Source organism: Aeromonas sp. QDB23 (assembly GCF_027707745.1).
GTDB lineage: Bacteria > Pseudomonadota > Gammaproteobacteria > Enterobacterales > Aeromonadaceae > Aeromonas > Aeromonas allosaccharophila.
The window spans coordinates 1-17,921 of record NZ_JAPCJA010000072.1; the positions used below are offsets into that span (position 1 = coordinate 1).

The window sequence follows — 17,921 nt, forward strand, 5'->3', positions numbered from 1 at the left end:
CGAAGCGGTGTTCCAGCCCCAGACTCAGGTCAAGGGTAACCACGGCACCTTCACCATCGATAAAGATGGCAACTGGAGCTACCAGCTCGACAACGATGACCCGCAGGTGCAGGCCCTTAAAGAAGGGGAATCCTTGCCCAGCGAAACCTTCGTGGTCAAGAGTGCCGATGGCTCTGCCCAGCACACCGTCACCGTCACCATCACCGGCACCAACGAGGCCCCTGATGCGCAGGATGACGGCCTTGTCAGCGACAAGACCGTCACGCTCGATGCACAGAACTGGGATATCAGTGGCGATATCAAGGTCGATTACTATGTCATTGATGCCACAACCGGGCAGAAAGTGGCCGATGCCGAGAAATCCGATTACACCGGCGATGGCGACCACCGCTTCGGGGTGAAATCCGGTATCGAGCAACCTGGCGCAGACAGCGTTCAGGCAGGACAGATCGGCTACCTCGACAGCGCGAACCAGAGCGAAGCCATGCGCTTCACCTTCCAGCAGGGTCAGGTTGCCGACCATGCCACCATCGAGGTCAAAAACCTGTGGCACGACCAGGCGCATGGCGGCTGGGAGCCCGGTGTCGAGCGGGGAGTCTGGAAAGCCTTCTACAAGGGCGAGCTGGTGGCGACCGGTATCTTTGAAGGCAACGCTGGCGGTAAACAGAATGTGCAGATCGATGCCGGTGGCCGCTACTTTGACACCATCGAAATGTCAGCCCTCGGCTATAAGGACGGCATCGTCGATCCGCAAGGCTCGGAGTACTTTATTACCAAGGTCACCGCTGATCTGACTCGCTTCGATCAGTCTTATCAGACCAATGAGACCGGCGTGCTCTCCCTCGACGTATTGAGCAACGACTCCGATCCCAACGGGGATGCCATCTCCATCGTGCCGGGGAGCTACCCGGACTATGTCACCCTGGTCAATGGCAAGCTGCAGTTCGATGCCGCCAAGTACCTGCTGACGTTGCCGGAGGCTGAACGGGATTTGGTCGCGGGCGAGGCCAAAGAGATCAAGTTTGAGTACGCGATTCGCGACTTTCACGGTGCTACCGATCACGCCAATGTCACCATCACCTTGATCGGTGAGAGCTTGCCCGCACCGGCTCCCCTGCATGTGACTGTGCAAGAGGATGGACTGGCAGGCGGCGCGCATGCCCACAGCCAAGGCTCACTGCCGGGCGCTCAGGATGCCACACCCCACGACTACCAGTTTGCAACCCGGCAGACAGGTACGGCAGTCAACAGTGGTGGCAAGCCACTGAGCTACGAGGTGAGCAACGATGGTCTAACCCTGACCGGCTTTATCACGGAGGCGGGCCAGAAGGTCAATGTGCTGACAGCACAGCTGAACTCGCAGAACGGCACTTATGAGCTGGATCTGTTCCGCCCGCTCGATCATGGTGCTGCCGGCAAGGACACCCTCTCTCTGCCGTTCGAGCTCGATATCAAGGTTGGCAACCAGCACACCAAGGGAGAACTGGTGATCGATGTGATCGACAGCGCCCCTGCGCCTGCCCACCTGACCCTCACCACCGGGGATATGGCACCGCAATCCAACTCCGTCATCATTGCGCTGGATATGTCCGACTCTATGAATGACCCCGTCCAGAACGCAAATGGACAGTGGACAACCCGCTGGTCACTTTCGCAACAGGCTATCAAGGCGATGTTCGATCAGTACGACAAGCTGGGGGATGTGCAGTTCAAGATTGCCACCCACGCAGGCAACCCGGATGGGCAGATTTCTGGCTGGCTGCACTCCCTGGCCGACATCCAGCAGTTCTTCAGCAAGCTGAGCCCGGGAGGCTGGACCCCCTACACTCAGGCACTTAACCAGCTCGATACGATTCTGTCAGATAGTCAGAATCAGCAGGAGATGGCGGGAAGCAGCAAGCAGTTCTACTTCCTCTCCGATGGCGCCCCCTCGGATTTCAGCTACTGGATGAACGGTACATACAAATCAGACATGTTCCGCGAGCGCCTGATGAAGGGCATCAGCCCGGATGAAGTGGGTGGTGAGCAGCACTATCAGGACCTGCTCACTGGCCGGGTCGCACCGACCCATGCCGAGCAGTTGCTGATCCTGGGCGAGTCCATGGAGCACATTCTGGATCAGCATGGCAACCCCTTTGACAACGTCAATATGCTTGCCATCGGCCAGAGCTCCTCGCTGGAGTATCTGGCGCCCATGGCGGGTCAGGATGGCACCGCCATCAAGGTGGAGAAGGATGCCGACATTATCAGCACGCTGACCGAGTCGGTCCCGGGCCAGCTGCACGGGGATCTCACCGGATCGTCGATCGAAGGGGAGTGGGTCGAGAGCCTGACCCATGATGGCCAGGCCTATTTCTACGATCAGCAGAAAAACGGCATCTTCGCCCACCACAGCGATAGCGACATCAAGGTGACCGATGGCAGCAAGCTGACGCTGGATACCGCCAATGGCAAGCTGGCGCTGAACTTTGAAACCGGGCAGTACGACTATCAGGCCAAGGATGTGCATGGCGATGGAGAGGACAAGTTCCTCCTTACCCTGCGCGATGGTGATGGGGATACCGCGGAAACCAACCTGGATATCGCCGTTCAGGATCTGGCTGGCAGTGTTGCAGCCCCAATCAGTCTGCGCATGGCGGCCGCGCCGACAATGACCAGCGAGACAGTCAGCGACGAGGATACGAGCAGCCAGGCCACCCACGACGAGATGCAGGATGAGCTGATTGATTTCAGTGCACTCAGCCTGGCGGCACCCCAGAGCGGCGAACTGCAGAGTCCGCCCGGTGCGACGCTGGCGTTCAGTGAGCTACTCGATAGCGGCGATAGCGAACTGGATGACCTGCTGGCACAACTGGACTCGGCAGTGCAAGGTGTCGCAACGAACAACGGGAGCGATCCTTACAGCTCATTTGCGGATCACAGCATGCCCAATCTGAATGGCGCGACCATCCAGGATCAGCTGTTTGATGAACTGGCGCTGCATCAGCAGTTCGTACAGTAACCCCTCGTCATCCCGAGATAGTCAAAACCCCGCTCCGGCTGATACCGGAGCGGGGTTTTCTTTTCTCTGCCGGTTCAGATAACACATATGACCAAAAGGGGGATGTGTATGGGCACGCAGTGCCAGATACACAGACGCCCTCCACAGGGAGGGCGTATCAGAGCGTTTGACCCGCCAGCGCAGTCAGCGCTGACTGGGTTGTCAGACGAACGGCGTGCCTTATTTGGCGGCAGGCACGGCGTTGAAGGTGAGCAGGGCTGCCTTGTTGGCGTCGCTCAGGGTCAGCTGGTTGCCGTTGATGGAGTAGGTGGCCACCTTCTCAAGTTTTTGCAGGTACTCCATCTCTTTGTTCATCTCATCGCCGATGCACATCATGCGAGTGGAGCCCATAGCCCCCAGCGTCAAGACACCGTCACCCTGCTTGGTGATACCGCCAAAATAGCGATTGCAGCCGCCCTTGCCCGCCACCTTGCCATCGACCACTTGCAGGGTGAAAGTATCACCGGTGGCGCCTTGCAGCTGCCAGCCGGATGCTTGCAGTTGAGCCATGCTGGAACCTGTTGCCATTGCGCAGCCTCCCAGTGCCAGCGCGGCCAGCAGAGTCAGTTTCTTGTTCATGGATTCACCTCTTAATGATTAGAGCCATCAATACGGCAGCCTGTTTATCATGGCTGGCGCCCACGCCAAAGGATTTTATTGTGATCTCGCTTCACTTTACTACCAGCTGGCATGTGCCATGCTTGTGCCATGCTTAAGCTCAGTTCCGGACCCAGGGAGGGGAAAAGAATGACCAAGGCGCTTCTCATCACACTGCTTGCATCCTGCGCCAGCATGGCCGTACAGGCCGCCGACTGGGCAGTGGTTCAGCCGCAATCCAACCCGTCTCTCTATGTCAAAAGTTACTCGGGTGTGCTGCTCAATGGCCATAGCCATCACAGCGACAGTTTTGATCTCTGGCTGGTCAATAGCGGTTATCAATATCCGGTGGTGGATGATGTGACCCTCTTTATGGAAGCGGGCCCGGCGGTGGCGGATCAGAATCGCACATCCGGTTTCAATATGAGCTCGGGGGTGCGCTATCAGCTCTCTCCGGCATTCAATATCGGCAGCCAGATCAAGCATCTCGATCTCAACAAGGCCAGCACCCTGCTGGAGCTTAACTCCAGCCTGCTGCTGACACCGAGACTCTCCCTCACCGCCAACTACGGCGTCAGCGCCATCACAGCCGATCAGGCGCTGAGCCTGGGGGTCGGTTTCAACTTCTGAATCAGATCAGCGGCGTGGCACTCACCACCACGCCGTTGCGATCCGCATAGACGTAATCCCCTTCGTGGATGGTCACACCGGCAAAGCTGACCACGGCCCCCAGCTCTCCCAATCCCCGCTTCTCGGTCTTGACCGGACAGGCTGACAGCGCCTTGACCCCGAGCGCCAATGTCGCCAGGGTGCCCACATCCCGCGCCGCGCCGTGGATCAGGATCCCCTCCCACCCCTGCTCCACCGCCTTGACCGCCAGTTGATCGCCAAGCAGCGCACGACGCAGCGAGCCGCCGCCGTCGATCACCATCACTTTGCCGTGACCGGGGCGGGTCACCAGCTCCCGCACCAGACTGTTGTCTTCATAACAGGAGAGCGTTACGGCGCGACCATAGAAGATGCTCTTGCCGCCAAAATCCTGAAACACCGGGTCGGCCACTTGCAGCAAGTCGCCATGTTGATCGCAGAGGTCGGGCAGGAGATCCAGCATGATTTGATTCCTTTCAGATACATGGAGGTGTTCATTCTTTCATCAGACAAGGTTTCTGGCAATCCAGAAGGATTCAATATTGCCCAGACAAACTGCTGATTTATCCGTCAATACTGGCACCAGCCAGAGCTGGCCATCCTCCACCCAGTAGAGAGCATTCTGGCCAAAACGGGCAGCCAGCTGACGGGCTTGTGGCAGAGATAGCGCCACCGCCAGCGATGACTCCTGCCAGCGTTCGTCCGGGTCAGATCCCCAAAACGGCCCCACCACTGGCACCTGCAAATCCACGGTCAGATGGCGCCACAGCGCCCGTTCCCGCCGCATATTGCGTCGTTCTGTGACCCACTGACTGGCAGGATTCCAGGCTGTGATGATGGCAAAGGCAGACCTGTCTGGTGGCTCAAATGGCGCGATAAAGCAGATTTTCTTGTAGTTTTCCCACAAATTCATGTCAATCACATGTTACATTCCATTACATTTTGTAGGGGCGAAAACCCGGTTCAGGCCAAGTATGATGCTGCTGTACCAGGGTTTGACCTATATCAAATCAGAGTTAAAAAGTTGCTATCTGACGGCAAAGAGTGTTGTTATGCTCCTGTTAACTGATAAAATGCGGCCACTTTCGTAATGGACGACCTTTCCAGGCTCTGCTCGACCAGACTTGTCGGGAACCTATAAGTGGCACAGGGATACTTGCCGGTACTGATGCCTAATTCGCGATATTCCGACCTGACTCTCATACCCAGGATGACGTAATAAATTTTCAGGATCAGTCAGGAAATCGGTTTGAAACGCCAAAGAGTGTTAAATTTAAGATAATTAACTGATAAGAATCTGGGAATACTCATGCAAACACCACACATTCTGATCGTCGAAGACGAGCTGGTCACACGCAATACCCTGAAAAGCATTTTTGAAGCCGAAGGCTACATCGTGCTCGAAGCCAACAACGGCGACGAAATGCATCAAGCCCTCACTTCCCACACCATCAATCTGGTGATCATGGACATCAACCTGCCGGGCAAGAATGGCCTGCTGCTGGCCCGTGAGCTGCGTGAAAACGACAACATCGCCCTGATGTTCCTGACCGGTCGTGACAACGAAGTGGACAAGATCCTGGGTCTGGAGATCGGCGCCGATGATTACATCACCAAGCCGTTCAACCCCCGTGAGCTGACCATCCGTGCCCGCAACCTGCTGAGCCGCACCATGAACGTGGCTGCCGGTGGCGAAGAGAAGAAGCTGGTTGAGCGCTACCTGTTCAACGGCTGGGCGCTGGATATCAACAGCCGCGCACTGGTCAGCCCGACTGGCGACATGTTCAAGCTGCCGCGCTCCGAGTTCCGCGCCATGCTGCACTTCTGCGAAAATCCGGGCCAGATCCAGACCCGTGCCGAGCTGCTGAAGAAGATGACCGGCCGTGAGCTCAAGCCACACGACCGTACCGTTGACGTGACCATCCGTCGCATTCGCAAGCACTTCGAAAGCGTTAACGATACTCCGGAGATCATCGCCACCATCCACGGCGAAGGCTACCGTTTCTGTGGTGAGCTGGAGCAGGAATAAGCTCCCGCGACGCTGTTGATCTGAAAAGGCGCCTTGGGCGCCTTTTCTGTCTCTGCGGTTTGCCTTAAAAGCTGAGAAACCGTGAGCGTGACGTCTGACGGCGCACAAGACAGATGAAAAACAAAAAGCCCACTCGCAGGAGTGGGCTTTTTGTTTTGAAGCTGGAGCGGGCAGCGGGAATCGAACCCGCATCATCAGCTTGGAAGGCTGAGGTAATAGCCATTATACGATGCCCGCTGGCATCTGAAATTTGGAGCGGGTGATGGGAATCGAACCCACGTATGCAGCTTGGGAAGCTACCGTTCTACCATTGAACTACACCCGCGTCAGGGCTCCTACTATATGCATTTTGCCGCCGAGCGCAATGGCGCCTTTGCCACTTTTTTCAATAAATCAATCTGTTCGGACAAGGATTGAACAGACGGTTGCTTTTTCCATCAAACATTTTCAACACAGATAATTTACAAGGTTGCCAAGGCCAAACGGCAAGGATAGTCTTGCGCCACTCGACGCGAGGATGGTGGTAATGGATAAAAAAACGCAAAAACGTCTCTATGGCTGGTTGCGCAAGCAATCGAGTCACGGTCGCCGCTGGATCACGATATCCATCGCTTTTGGCCTTGGCCAGGGCATTCTGATGGTGGCGCAAGCCTGGCTGCTGGCGACCCTGTTGCACGGCTTTATCATCGAAGGCTCAACGCCTGAGCAATCCATCACATTCTTTATTACCCTGCTGCTGGTGACGCTTGGCAAAGCGGCGCTGGCCTATGGCCGCGAAGTGGCCAGTTTCAAGGCGGGCAGCGCGGTGCGCCAGACCATCCGCCAGCTGGTGCTCACTCGCCTTAGCCGTCTCGGCCCTGCCTATATCCAGCGCCGTCCGGCCGGTAGCTGGGCCAGCCTGCTGCTGGAACAAATTGAAAACATGCAGGATTTCTTCTCCCGCTATCTGCCGCAGATGGCCATCGCCGTCTTTATTCCGGTGGTCATTCTGGTGGCCGTGTTCCCGGTCAACTGGGCGGCGGGCCTGATCCTGCTGGGCACGGCGCCCCTCATCCCCATCTTTATGATCCTGGTAGGTGTGGGTGCCGCCGATGCCAACCGCCGCAACTTTCAGGCGCTGGCCCGCCTCTCCGGCCACTTCCTCGATCGGCTGAAGGGGCTACGCACGCTGCAACTCTTTATGCGTACCCAGGCTGAAGGTGAAGCCATTCGCGATGCCTCGGAAGATTTTCGCGAACGCACCATGGAAGTGCTGCGCCTGGCGTTTTTGAGCACCGCCGTGCTGGAGTTTTTCGCCGCCATCTCGGTAGCGCTGGTTGCCGTCTACTTCGGCTTCTCTTATATCGACCATCTGAACTTTGGTAGCTATGGGGTCAAGGTCACCCTCTTTACCGGCCTGTTCGTGCTGTTTCTCGCCCCCGAGTTCTACGCCCCGCTGCGGGAACTGGGTGCCCACTACCACGCCAAGGCGCAGGCCATTGGCGCTGCCGAGCAGCTGCTTGAATTCCTCGAAGCCGAGGTGAGCGAACCTGCCGCAGGCACGGCGCCGTTCCATGCCGACAGCCCGGTCAAGGTAGAAGCCAAAGGACTTGAAGTGCTGAGCGCCGAGGGCAAGGTGCTGGTCGGCCCCATCGACTTCACCCTGGAAGCCGGTACGCGTACCGCCCTCATCGGCGTCAGCGGCGCAGGCAAGAGCTCGCTGGTCAACGCCCTGCTCGGCTTTGCCCCCTATCGCGGTGAACTCAAGGTCAACGGGCAGGAGCTCGCCACCCTCGACATGAGCCAGTGGCGCCTGCAGCTGGGCTGGCTCTCGCAAAACCCGCAGCTGTTCCACGCCTCCTTGCGTGACAACCTGCTGCTGGCCAAGCCAACGGCCAGCGATGCCGAGCTGGAAGATGCCCTGAAACGGGCACAGGCGTGGGAATTTGCCATGGAGAAGGGGCTCGACTATCCGGTCGGCGATCAGGCAGGCGGTCTCTCGGTCGGTCAGGCTCAGCGCCTCGCCCTGGCGCGAACCCTGCTTAAATCAACCCAGCTGATGGTGCTCGACGAACCGACCGCCAGTCTGGATCGCCACTCCGAACGCGCCATCATGACCACCCTTGAGCAGGTGATGGCTGGCCAGACCCTGCTGATGATCACCCACCGCCTCGACCAGCTTACCAAGATGGACAAGATAATGGTGCTGGCCCGCGGCCAGCTGGTGGAGCAAGGCAGCTTCCAGCAACTTAGTTCTGGGCAGGGGCCTTTTGCCCGCCTGCTCTCCCAACGTTCCGGAGGTTCTCTCGATGAGTGATCTGTTGCCGTTTCTGCGCCTCTATCGCCAACACTGGCTCAGCCTCACCATTGGTTTGCTGCTGGCGCTGGTGACCCTGGCCGCCGGCATGGGGTTGCTCTCCCTCTCCGGCTGGTTCCTCTCCGCCGCCGCCGTGGCGGGGATGACCGTTGCGACGACCCATGCCTTTAACTACATGACCCCTGCGGGCGGGGTGCGCTTCTTCTCCATCGTTCGCACCGCCGGTCGCTGGGGTGAGCGGGTGGTGAGCCACGACGCCACCTTCCGGGTACTGACCCGACTGCGGGTCTGGTTCTGGCAGAAACTCTCGCCGCTCTCCACCGGTACCCTGGCCGGTTTCCGTCAGGCGGATCTGCTCAACCGACTGGTAGCCGACATCGATGCGATGGACCACGTCTATCTGCGGCTGATCACCCCCATAGGCGCGGCCCTGCTCAGCACCGCCGGACTGGTCTTCTTCCTGTCGTTTTTTGACAGTCGCCTCGCCCTCACCCTGGGTGCCATTCTGCTATTTGGCATGATTGCCCTGCCGCTGGTGTTCTACTTCCTCGGCCGTCGCCCCGGTCAGGCGCTGATTGCCGAAAAATCGACCCTGCGTACCCGGATGGTGGACTATCTGGATGGTCAGGCCGAGCTGCAGATGTTTGCCGCCGCCCCCAAGGCGCTGGTTGAGCTGCAACAAGCCGAACAGGCGCTGCTCGTCGCACAGGCCCGCATGGCCAAGGTGAGCGGGCTGGCCAACTTCTCGGTGCAACTGCTGAGCGGCTGGACCCTGACCCTGATGCTCTGGCTGGCCGGTCATGGGGTAGCGGGTGCTGCGCCCGACCCCATTACCGCATTGATGGTCTTTGCCACCCTGGCAAGCTTCGAGGCACTGATGCCGCTGGCGGGGGCTTTCCAGCACCTCTCCACCAGCCTAACCTCGGCACGCCGCCTGAACGAGATCCTGCAAGAGGCAAAAGCCCCCGTTTGGGGCGACGAGCAGACCCACGCCACCGCTGGCGCGCTGCAGATCAATGACCTCTATTTTGGCTACCCCGGCAACCCCCAGCCGGTGCTGCGTGGCTGCACCCTGCAACTGCACGCCGGTGAGAAGCTGGCGCTGCTGGGCCAGACCGGCTGCGGCAAATCGACCCTGATGGGGCTGCTGACCCGGGAGTGGAGCCCGCAGGCTGGCAAGATCCTGCTGGGTGGCAAGCCGCTCACCGACTACAGCGAAGGGGCGCTGCGCGCCTCCATCTCGGTAGTAAGCCAGCGGGTGCATCTGTTTGCGGATACCCTGCGCGGCAACCTCAAGCTGGCCGCCCCGACCGCCACTGACGATCAGCTGATTGCGGTGCTGACCCAGGTCGGACTGGCCAATCTGCTGGAAGATGAGGCGGGCCTCGACGCCTGGCTCGGTGACGGCGGCCGCCCCCTCTCCGGTGGCGAGCGTCGCCGTATCGGCATCGCCCGCGCCCTGCTGCACGATGCGCCGCTCTGGCTGCTGGACGAGCCGACCGAAGGGCTCGACAGTCAAACCGAGCGGGAGATCATGGATCTGCTGTTCCGGCTCGGGGCAGATCGCACCTTGCTGCTCATCTCCCACCGCCTGCTGGGGATGGAGCATATGGACCGGATTGCCCTGATGGAAGAGGGACAGATCCGCCTCTGCGCCCCTCACAACGAGCTGCTGGCGGATGATTACTATCGCAGCCTTTACCAACGGCTTGCTGCTGTCTGATATCAGGCTGATGGGGGTCACACCCTGACACCCGGGCGCAAAACGGGGCTGGTCGCCGCAGGCGGCTGGCCCCTATAATGTCCCCCTCATTATTCAACAAGATGCCGACATGGAGCGCCTGCGCATTTCTACTGTCCTCATCACCGACACAAGATACGAGACGATGAAACGCCTGATCCTGATGATGCCCCTGATTGCCTCCGGCTGTGCCAACTACGCCTTCAACAGCAATCTGGATAAAGAGAACTTCGACGAATATTTCAAACCCGGTAGCGTGCGCATCTACGAACAGGATGAGCTGGCTGACCTCAACTACCTCTACCTCGGCACCATCGAGGGTGAATCCTGCCAGGCCGATGCCAACCAGCCGGTGCCCAACGCCGGTGAAGCACGCACCCTGGCCCGCCGCCGCGCCGCCGACATGGGTGGCAACGGCGTCACCATCGACAAGTGCGCCGAGTTCAGCGACACCCCGGGCTGCCTGAAACAGGTGATCTGCTACGGGCAGGCGCTGAAAGTGGCCGAAGAGAAGTAACCCGCTGTCATGGCCCTCGCTATCGTTCGCCTTGGCAGCCCGCGCCTGCCCGATGAGGGGCTGCGGATCGGCACAGTGCGCCGCCCGCCCCGCGGTGTGCCCAAAAGCGAATTTGCCAGCCAGCATTGGTACGATGTCTGGTTTCCCAACCTGGCCCCCAGCAGCGAAACCATGAAGCTGGGGCAGGCAGCCGAAACACCCGCCCAGTGGGCAGCGTTTGGCAAACAGTACAAGGCCGAGATGGCGCAACCTGCCGCCAGGCACGATCTGGCGCTGCTGGCTGCCCTCTCCCACACCACCAATCTGTCGGTGGGCTGTTACTGCGAGCAGGAGTCCCGCTGCCATCGCACCATTTTGAAAGAGCTGCTGGTAGCCGCGGGGGCCGCCATCCGCTAACTCGGTGAGCGACAGCGATGGGATGGGGAATCGCGTCAGCCGATCTTCGGTAGCCATCAGGTACGAATAGACAGAGAGGGCATCCCGCGGGATGCCCTCTCTCGTTGTATTTACACCTGCCGTGCCACGCTCGGTAGCAGCGGCACGATAAGCACGCCAATCTCTTATAACACGATGGGCTCCAGCAACTGCTGACGCAGCAAGTCCTCCTGGGACAGAGTCATGGCATGTTCCGCCACCCCGGCGGCAGGCTCGATGGCCAGCCAGTGGGCAAGGTCGGCGGCGGTCTCCTCCAGCGGCCGGAAGTTCAACCCGTGGACGATGGCCGCCTCGGCGCTTATAGAGCCGTAACCGGCAAACTCCGCCTGCGCGCAGGGCAAGAGGGTGGGATAGCTCTGCCAGGGCTCAATTCCGGCCGCCATCAGGGTCGACCAAGGCAGCCACTCGGGCAGGATCGGGCGGGCGGGCTGCAACCGGGCGCTCAGCCGCTCCAGCCAGTCGCAGAGGGTAATGCCGGGCTTGAGCAGGTTGAAGATGCCCGACAACTGCTGCTCGGCTGCGCGCAGCACAAACTCGGCGCAGTCGCGCACATCGAGATACTGCAAGCGATCCTCGCCACTGCCCGGCAACAACCAGGGCCCGCCCTGCTGCACCCGCTTAATCCACCACGCCATGCGACCAGTGGGATCATGGGAGCCGCACAGCACGCCCGGGCGCAGGATGCAGAGCCGATCGCCCCAGCGGGCGTGATACTCGGCCTCGCACAATACCTTGAGGGGACCGTAGTCAGAGGGCATTTCGCCTGCGGGGATAGCATGCAGCGGCGCCGACTCATCCATTCCGGGCATTGAGAAATCGCGATAGACGCTGATAGTGGAGATAAAGATCAGCCGTGCGCAGCGCCCGAGCAAGGCCGCCGAGAGGCTCGCCGCCTGCTCGGGGCGATAGCAGCAGGTGTCGATGACGAGATCCCACTGCAACCCGGCCCCTTGCAGGGCGCTCAGGCTCTTGTCCCTGTCACCGGTGAGCTGCACCAGATCGCGCCAGTCCGGATGCTGGTGCAGGCCACGGTTGAACAGCGTCACTTCATGGCCCCAATCCAGTGCCAGCGCGGTGAGGTGGCGCCCCAAAAAGCCGGTGCCACCGATAATCAGCAGTTTCATCCCTCTCCCTCCCCCTTCGGCGCGAGTGCGCACATTGCATCCTGATGCGCCCGTTGCCTCCACCCTACGCAACTTGGCGCGCGGGCACAGCCCCCGACTGGCCGGGATGGGACAGGGATCACGGCAGCGCAGCAGAAATGGGCGTAGTGAGGCCAAGCCTGCGTTTTGGGGCTGCCTGTGCTAAATTGCCGGGGTTTTCAGTCAGGATCCGCCATGAAGTTCGAAATCAACACCCTCGGGATCATCCGCTCTCCCTACAAGGAGAAGTTCGCCATCCCCCGCCAGCCCGGTCTGGTCAAATCGGCTCGCGCCCGCCTCGAGCTGCTCCCCCCTTACGATCAGCCGGATGTGCTGCGCGGCATCGAGCAGTTCTCCCATCTGTGGCTCAGCTTCGTCTTTCACCAGACCATGGCGCAGGGCTGGCACCCGACGGTGCGCCCGCCGCGCCTTGGCGGCAACGAGCGGGTCGGCGTCTTTGCCACTCGCTCCACCTTCCGCCCCAATCCGCTCGGCCTCTCGGTGGTCGAACTGCACGGGGTCGGTCGCGAACGGGGCAAGCTGTGGCTGGAGCTGGGGGCGGTGGATCTGCTCGATGGCACCCCCATCGTCGATATCAAACCCTACATTCCCTATGCCGACAGCCTGCCGGATGCCCGTGGCGGCTTTGCCCCCGATGCCCCCACCCCGCCGCTGGCGGTGCGTTTCAGTGCCGAGGCCGAGCAGCAATTGCAACCCTGGCTCAAGGCCCATCCCGAGCTGCGCCAGCTGGTGAGCGAAGTGCTGGCGCAAGATCCTCGCCCCGCCTACAAGAAGGGCAAGCCGGATGAGAAGGAGTACGGGGTACGGCTGTTTGACTGCAACGTCCGTTTTCGCATCAACGAACCGGATTGCATGGTGCTGGCCATCGAGCCCGCCTGATCCCCGGCGTGAAGCCGTCATTGGCCCCACTGACGCAATTTCACACCTTTATTTCACGCTGCCTTCACGTCACAAGGTGCTTAATAAGCCTGTGAATTGTGTGGCATTGATCAGACTATCCACCCGGTTGCCAGTGATACCATGCAGAGAGTAGAGGGATTTTTCTCTCCGACTGCCGCCCGTTTCAGGCTGCTGGCCACTGGCAAGTGGTAGCAGCACGGCAGTTGCCGCCAAGGGATCCGGCCTCGCTTCGATATGCTGTTCAGCGGGAATGCCACACGGATGTGACAACCAATCTGAAGGAACAAACCTATGCTGATGAACAGTGAACAACGTTACGGCACCCTGAACATCGGGCTGCACTGGCTGACCCTGTGGGCCATGATCGCCGTCTACGCCCTGATCGAATTTCGCGATATCTTTCCCAAGGGCGACCCTGGCCGGGATCTGATGAAGGAGTGGCACTTTATGCTGGGGCTGCTCATCTTCGCTCTGGTATTTGTCAGACTGGCGCTGCGCTGGATGAGCCCGACACCCCGTATCGTGCCCGAGCTTTCCCCGGTCATGCACAAACTGGCAAAACTGGCCCACCTCGCCCTCTACGGCTTTTTGATGCTCACCCCGCTGTTTGGCTGGCTGCTGCTGAGCGCCGCGGGCAAGCCCATTCCCTTCTTCGGGCTTGAGCTGCCAGCCCTGATCTCCCCAAGTCCGGACCTCAAGGGACTGATCAAGGAGGTGCACGAGACGCTGGGTAATATCGGTTACGCGCTGATCGGCCTGCACACGGTGGCGGCCCTCTATCACCACCATATTCTCAAAGACAACACCCTCACCAATATGCTGCCGCCGCGCCGCAGCTAACGGGTAACGGGGAAACGCAGAGGGGGCCATCGTGGCCCCCTCTCTGTTTCCCTGAACAACCGTCATCTGCACGGCTGGCAAACGGCATCACGCCTGCTTGGCCAGCTCCTCGGTCGCCTTGCCTTTCGGCTCGTGCGGCAGCTTCTTCACATTGTTCTTGTTCTCTGGCTGCTTGCTCTCGGGCGATCGGTTTTCAGACAAGGCTTGCAACACGGGATCGGCCTTGCCGGCCACGGTGGGCTGGGACTGACCGACAAAGTTGCCGCCCTTGCAGATGGAGAGGCTGCCCCCCTTGAAGATCCCCTGCATCTTGCCGCTCTCCAGGATCTCCACCTCGGCGGAGGTGCAGGTGCCTTCAAGCAGACCATTGATGATCACGTGGGGCGCACTCACGTCACCCTCGACAGTGCCGCCCTGCATGATGCGCAGCACACCGCCGGTGAGCTGGATGGTGCCATTGACGTGACCGCGCACCTCCAGATCCCCCTCGACCTGCAACTCGCCCTTGAAGCGGGCACCGGCAGCAATGACCGTTGCCCCGGCTGACACACTGGCCGCCCCATCACGTTTTTTTCCAAACATCCCGACTCTCTCCATCAACCAGACAAGCAGAACCAGCGGCATCGGCGCCACTGGCCACAGAAAACAGGGTGACCCCAGCACATAGAGCAGCAGAGCTGCTCCCCAGCAGAGCCAGACAATATAGAGGAAGTCGCTGCGCTCCCGACCCTTCAGCCGCGCCAGCCACGTTCCGGCTACCTTTCTCATTTCGTCAAACCTTTCGCAGCATGGCGATCAGCATTGAACTGACCAAAGCGCCATCGACAACAACGGACAATGGATAAACGACCAGTTGCCGCAAACTCTGAAGCCCCCTGATTCAGTCCCGATACAGGAGTGGCAAGATAGGATTCGAATTGACTCGAAGCGACATTCACTTTCTAATTGACAGCCTGGATCCCTATGACCGTTCACATCATGAAAATTCTGTTGGTCGAAGACGACAAGCTGCTCAATCACCACCTCTCCTCCCTGCTGACCGAAGCCGACAATCAGGTCTACAGCACCGACAAGGCCGAGATTGCTCTGCACTATGCCGTTGACTACCCCATTGATGTGGCGTTCATCGACCTCGGTCTGCCCGATATGGATGGCCTGCAACTGATCCGGCGACTGCGTGAACGGCAGATCCCCTTCCCCATCATTGTGCTGACCGCCCGTGGCAACTGGCAGGACAAGGTCGAAGGACTGGAAGCCGGTGCTGATGACTATCTGGTCAAACCGTTCCAGAAAGATGAGCTGCTGGCCCGCCTCAATGCGCTGGTGCGTCGCAGTGCCGGTTTTATCTCGCCCAAGGTGAAGGCCGGTGATTACGAGCTGGATCTCTCCCGCAAGGAGCTGACCATCGCCGGTGAAGTGGCAGTGCTCACCAGCTTTGAATACCTCATTCTGGAGTACCTGATGCGCAACGCCCGTCAGGTGGTCTCCAAGCAACAACTGCTCGACCAGCTCTACGGCGACGGCGAAGGGGACCCCAACACTATCGAGGTGATGGTGAGCCGCCTGCGCAAGAAGCTGGATCCGGAAGGGACGATTCAACCCATCTCCACCATCCGGCGCCAGGGCTACATCTTCAACCTGTCGTGTAACTGATGCAGTTTCATCTGCCGCGCCCCATCAAGATGATCCGCAGCTCCCTGCACATCAAACTGCTGCTCAGCTCGCTGCTGGTCATCGCGCTGATCATGGGGTTTGCCGTCTACGCCCTCTACCTCGGCCATATCGAGGAGCAGACCCAGAAGGCCAGTGCCCGGATGCAGGAGAATCTGGCCAAGCTGTTCTCCTCCACCGAGCCGGACGACAAGGGCCCCACTGTCGAACTGGGGCGGATGTCCCGCGATGCCAGTGACAGCAACCTCGACACCCTGATCTGCCGCGCCGATGGCGAGCTGGTCTGGTCGAGCCTCCATATGCCGGAGGTGATCAAGGCCAAACAGACCATCTGCGGCGATCTGATGAAGTATCTGGGGGGGATGGATCTCGACTACTTCTTCAAGAAACACACCATCAAGAACGGCGAGAGCTACTACGTCTACAGCCTGCGTTTTATCCGCAATCCTGGCAGTGGCACCACCGCCTACTACGTAGTGATGATCGACTCGGCCAAACGCTATCACGAAGAGTCGCGCACCTACCTCTACCAGACCGCCCGTCAGGCGCTACTCGCCTACCTGCTGCTGGCCGGACTGCTGCTGCTCACCACCTTCTGGAGCCTCAGCTCTCTGCGCACCATCGCCCGCCAGATCGACGATATCCGGGCTGGCAAGCGCGATGCGCTGTCAAACGAATTCGAACGGGAACTGGCCCCGCTGACCGACTCGGTCAACCAGCTGCTGGAAAACGAACGCCAGCAAACCCAGCGCTACCAGCACGCCCTCAACGATCTCGCCCACAGCCTGAAAACCCGGCTGGCGCTGATCCAGATCACCACCCGCGAAGTGCAACTGGGGCGGGAGATCCACGACAACATCAACGAGCAGATCCTCACCATGGATCAGATGATCCAGTATCAGCTCAGACGCGCCGTTACCGGCCGCCAGCGCCTTGCCAGCAAGGGCACCGAGCCGGTGCCGCTGATTGAAAAACTGCTGGCCAGCCTGACCAAGGTTTATCGCCACAAGAAGCTGCAAACCCATTTCAAGTTCGATGATGACGCCCTCTTTCACGGCGAACAGGGCGACCTGATGGAGCTGATGGGCAACCTGCTCGACAACGCCTGCAAGTTTGCCATCAGCGAAGTGAAGGTGACGGTGCGCCGCCATCTCGAACGGCTGCGCATCGAAGTGGAAGATGATGGCCCGGGTATCGACCCGGCCAAATCGGAGCAGATCTTCCAGCGTGGCGTTCGCGCCGACAGCTCGCCGGGTCAGGGCATAGGTCTGGCGGTGGTCACCGAGATCGTCCACAGCTACGGCGGCCAGATCCGGGTCGATGAATCCCCCCTCGGTGGCGCCCGCTTTACCCTGGACTTGCCCTGACCGACATTGCCCTGCTCAGCCTCACCAGTGATGGCGCTATCACAAGGCCCCCGACATCGGGGGCCTTGTCGTTTCAGCACTTTGAGCGCCTTAATTTATTGATCCGGCACAGATTATCGCCCCTCAGCCCTTCCACAAACGGCCTCAATCGGTATCATGGTCGCGCGGTAGCGTTGGCTTGATTAACTTGGCGATACACCTTATTTACTTGTCGGTGCTGATACCCATGAAGCCCAACAGACAATAATTTATAAAAGACTTAGTTCAAGGATGGTAAACTCAATGGGTGAAAAAGAGATAAGTATTACAACTGATGGTCTTGTACTTAAAGGCGATATTGTTGATGCTGTTTCAGCACCTATTTCAACCATGTGCAAAACTGCAGACACGATATTGAAGGTTGTTGACAACCTTGTTGGTTTACCTGCAGATTTTTTAAATTTTCATTTAAAAACATTTCGAGATACTTATGCTGAAGGGTACGAAAAAATACCTCTTAAACAGCGTATAGAGCCAAGGAAGGTGCGAACAAGTCCCTGATATGAGATCATGTTTGTCATCTGGAGCCATGAAAAAGGGTTCATCATGAGTCATCAGCTCACCTTCGCCGACAGTGAATTCAGCAGTAAGCGCCGTCAGACCAGAAAAGAGATTTTCTTGTCCCGCATGGAGCAGAT

Annotated in this window: 17 protein-coding genes and 2 tRNA genes; 12 read left to right on the plus strand and 7 right to left on the minus strand. The window is 59.3% G+C overall.

Translation table 11 applies throughout. The annotated features are described in order from the left end of the window. Positions 1–3,001 (plus strand): VCBS domain-containing protein (locus PG888_RS20750; protein WP_270815971.1); only part of this gene is annotated, 3,001 nt, incomplete at its 5' end. Positions 3,002–3,220: 219 nt separating this feature from the next. Here the strand turns inward: PG888_RS20750 and PG888_RS20755 are convergent. Beyond that, on the minus strand, positions 3,221–3,619 hold the full coding sequence (locus PG888_RS20755) for an META domain-containing protein (protein ID WP_201933738.1): 399 nt from the start codon (positions 3,617–3,619) through the stop codon (positions 3,221–3,223). 168 nt (positions 3,620–3,787) lie between these two features. On the opposite strand from PG888_RS20755, the gene PG888_RS20760 reads away from it, so the two are divergent. After that, entirely contained in the window at positions 3,788–4,267 is a 480-nt protein-coding gene (locus tag PG888_RS20760) for a hypothetical protein (protein ID WP_058053116.1), read from the plus strand. A 1-nt stretch (position 4,268) separates the two neighbouring features. On the opposite strand, the gene PG888_RS20765 is transcribed toward PG888_RS20760, so the two are convergent. Continuing rightward, positions 4,269–4,748 (minus strand): putative 4-hydroxy-4-methyl-2-oxoglutarate aldolase, encoded by a 480-nt coding sequence (locus tag PG888_RS20765; protein ID WP_213393767.1) that lies wholly within the window; start codon positions 4,746–4,748, stop codon positions 4,269–4,271. A gap of 42 nt (positions 4,749–4,790) precedes the next feature. Further along, a complete protein-coding gene (locus PG888_RS20770) occupies positions 4,791–5,198 on the minus strand; it encodes a DUF3293 domain-containing protein (RefSeq protein ID WP_213393766.1) in 408 nt (135 codons plus the stop codon). A 396-nt stretch (positions 5,199–5,594) separates the two neighbouring features. On the opposite strand from PG888_RS20770, the gene arcA reads away from it, so the two are divergent. After that, complete coding sequence (gene arcA, locus PG888_RS20775) at positions 5,595–6,314, plus strand: two-component system response regulator ArcA (RefSeq protein WP_005338193.1); 720 nt, start codon at positions 5,595–5,597, stop codon at positions 6,312–6,314. Positions 6,315–6,476: 162 nt separating this feature from the next. Here the strand turns inward: arcA and PG888_RS20780 are convergent. Together PG888_RS20780 and PG888_RS20785 are read right to left on the minus strand one after the other, a co-directional pair. Next, a tRNA-Gly gene (locus tag PG888_RS20780) sits at positions 6,477–6,551 on the minus strand. Positions 6,552–6,565: 14 nt separating this feature from the next. After that, positions 6,566–6,639, minus strand: a tRNA-Gly gene (locus PG888_RS20785). A 201-nt stretch (positions 6,640–6,840) separates the two neighbouring features. Here PG888_RS20785 and cydD point away from each other — a divergent pair. The 4 genes from cydD (at position 6,841) to PG888_RS20805 (ending at position 11,264) form a co-directional block, all read left to right on the plus strand. Continuing rightward, the gene (cydD, locus tag PG888_RS20790; protein WP_005338198.1) at positions 6,841–8,610 is read left to right on the plus strand and encodes a heme ABC transporter permease/ATP-binding protein CydD; all 1,770 of its coding nucleotides are present in this window, start codon (positions 6,841–6,843) and stop codon (positions 8,608–8,610) included. Continuing rightward, on the plus strand, positions 8,603–10,333 hold the full coding sequence (gene cydC / locus PG888_RS20795; protein WP_213393765.1) for a heme ABC transporter ATP-binding protein/permease CydC: 1,731 nt from the start codon (positions 8,603–8,605) through the stop codon (positions 10,331–10,333). Before cydD ends, cydC begins: the two co-directional genes overlap by 8 nt. Positions 10,334–10,496: 163 nt before the next feature. Beyond that, complete coding sequence (rcsF, locus tag PG888_RS20800) at positions 10,497–10,868, plus strand: Rcs stress response system protein RcsF (RefSeq protein WP_013723982.1); 372 nt, start codon at positions 10,497–10,499, stop codon at positions 10,866–10,868. Between the two features lie 9 nt (positions 10,869–10,877). After that, the gene (locus PG888_RS20805) at positions 10,878–11,264 is read left to right on the plus strand and encodes a DUF488 domain-containing protein (RefSeq protein WP_005338205.1); all 387 of its coding nucleotides are present in this window, start codon (positions 10,878–10,880) and stop codon (positions 11,262–11,264) included. Between the two features lie 164 nt (positions 11,265–11,428). Here PG888_RS20805 and PG888_RS20810 read toward each other — a convergent pair whose 3' ends face one another. Further along, positions 11,429–12,427: an NAD-dependent epimerase/dehydratase family protein gene (locus tag PG888_RS20810; RefSeq protein ID WP_213393764.1), complete on the minus strand. Its 999-nt coding sequence runs from the start codon at positions 12,425–12,427 to the stop codon at positions 11,429–11,431. 213 nt (positions 12,428–12,640) lie between these two features. On the opposite strand from PG888_RS20810, the gene tsaA reads away from it, so the two are divergent. Together tsaA and PG888_RS20820 are read left to right on the plus strand one after the other, a co-directional pair. Further along, positions 12,641–13,345, plus strand: a complete 705-nt coding sequence (gene tsaA / locus PG888_RS20815) for a tRNA (N6-threonylcarbamoyladenosine(37)-N6)-methyltransferase TrmO (RefSeq protein ID WP_201933763.1) — start codon at positions 12,641–12,643, stop codon at positions 13,343–13,345. A gap of 312 nt (positions 13,346–13,657) precedes the next feature. Beyond that, positions 13,658–14,206: a cytochrome b gene (locus tag PG888_RS20820; protein ID WP_042657522.1), complete on the plus strand. Its 549-nt coding sequence runs from the start codon at positions 13,658–13,660 to the stop codon at positions 14,204–14,206. 87 nt (positions 14,207–14,293) lie between these two features. On the opposite strand, the gene PG888_RS20825 is transcribed toward PG888_RS20820, so the two are convergent. Further along, positions 14,294–14,974 carry a bactofilin family protein gene (locus PG888_RS20825; protein ID WP_201933774.1) on the minus strand — a complete coding sequence of 227 codons (681 nt, stop codon included), beginning with the start codon at positions 14,972–14,974 and terminating at the stop codon, positions 14,294–14,296. A gap of 210 nt (positions 14,975–15,184) precedes the next feature. On the opposite strand from PG888_RS20825, the gene PG888_RS20830 reads away from it, so the two are divergent. The 3 genes from PG888_RS20830 (at position 15,185) to PG888_RS20840 (ending at position 17,784) form a co-directional block, all read left to right on the plus strand. Beyond that, the gene (locus PG888_RS20830; RefSeq protein ID WP_270694228.1) at positions 15,185–15,859 is read left to right on the plus strand and encodes a response regulator; all 675 of its coding nucleotides are present in this window, start codon (positions 15,185–15,187) and stop codon (positions 15,857–15,859) included. Further along, entirely contained in the window at positions 15,859–17,244 is a 1,386-nt protein-coding gene (locus PG888_RS20835) for an ATP-binding protein (RefSeq protein ID WP_182970659.1), read from the plus strand. The genes PG888_RS20830 and PG888_RS20835 overlap by 1 nt, the downstream gene beginning before the upstream one ends. 282 nt (positions 17,245–17,526) lie before the next feature. Continuing rightward, positions 17,527–17,784: a hypothetical protein gene (locus PG888_RS20840; RefSeq protein ID WP_270694235.1), complete on the plus strand. Its 258-nt coding sequence runs from the start codon at positions 17,527–17,529 to the stop codon at positions 17,782–17,784. Positions 17,785–17,921: the final 137 nt, after the last annotated feature.

What these genes read in the sequence shown, in the direction of transcription:
- PG888_RS20755 (WP_201933738.1), bottom strand. Translation starts at nt 3,619, where the DNA reads ATGAACAAGAAACTGACTCTGCTGGCCGCGCTGGCACTGGGAGGCTGC.
- PG888_RS20760 (WP_058053116.1), top strand. Translation starts at nt 3,788, where the DNA reads ATGACCAAGGCGCTTCTCATCACACTGCTTGCATCCTGCGCCAGCATG.
- PG888_RS20765 (WP_213393767.1), bottom strand. Translation starts at nt 4,748, where the DNA reads ATGCTGGATCTCCTGCCCGACCTCTGCGATCAACATGGCGACTTGCTG.
- PG888_RS20770 (WP_213393766.1), bottom strand. Translation starts at nt 5,198, where the DNA reads ATGAATTTGTGGGAAAACTACAAGAAAATCTGCTTTATCGCGCCATTT.
- arcA (WP_005338193.1), top strand. Translation starts at nt 5,595, where the DNA reads ATGCAAACACCACACATTCTGATCGTCGAAGACGAGCTGGTCACACGC.
- cydD (WP_005338198.1), top strand. Translation starts at nt 6,841, where the DNA reads ATGGATAAAAAAACGCAAAAACGTCTCTATGGCTGGTTGCGCAAGCAA.
- cydC (WP_213393765.1), top strand. Translation starts at nt 8,603, where the DNA reads ATGAGTGATCTGTTGCCGTTTCTGCGCCTCTATCGCCAACACTGGCTC.
- rcsF (WP_013723982.1), top strand. Translation starts at nt 10,497, where the DNA reads ATGAAACGCCTGATCCTGATGATGCCCCTGATTGCCTCCGGCTGTGCC.
- PG888_RS20805 (WP_005338205.1), top strand. Translation starts at nt 10,878, where the DNA reads ATGGCCCTCGCTATCGTTCGCCTTGGCAGCCCGCGCCTGCCCGATGAG.
- PG888_RS20810 (WP_213393764.1), bottom strand. Translation starts at nt 12,427, where the DNA reads ATGAAACTGCTGATTATCGGTGGCACCGGCTTTTTGGGGCGCCACCTC.
- tsaA (WP_201933763.1), top strand. Translation starts at nt 12,641, where the DNA reads ATGAAGTTCGAAATCAACACCCTCGGGATCATCCGCTCTCCCTACAAG.
- PG888_RS20820 (WP_042657522.1), top strand. Translation starts at nt 13,658, where the DNA reads ATGCTGATGAACAGTGAACAACGTTACGGCACCCTGAACATCGGGCTG.
- PG888_RS20825 (WP_201933774.1), bottom strand. Translation starts at nt 14,974, where the DNA reads ATGAGAAAGGTAGCCGGAACGTGGCTGGCGCGGCTGAAGGGTCGGGAG.
- PG888_RS20830 (WP_270694228.1), top strand. Translation starts at nt 15,185, where the DNA reads ATGAAAATTCTGTTGGTCGAAGACGACAAGCTGCTCAATCACCACCTC.
- PG888_RS20835 (WP_182970659.1), top strand. Translation starts at nt 15,859, where the DNA reads ATGCAGTTTCATCTGCCGCGCCCCATCAAGATGATCCGCAGCTCCCTG.
- PG888_RS20840 (WP_270694235.1), top strand. Translation starts at nt 17,527, where the DNA reads ATGGGTGAAAAAGAGATAAGTATTACAACTGATGGTCTTGTACTTAAA.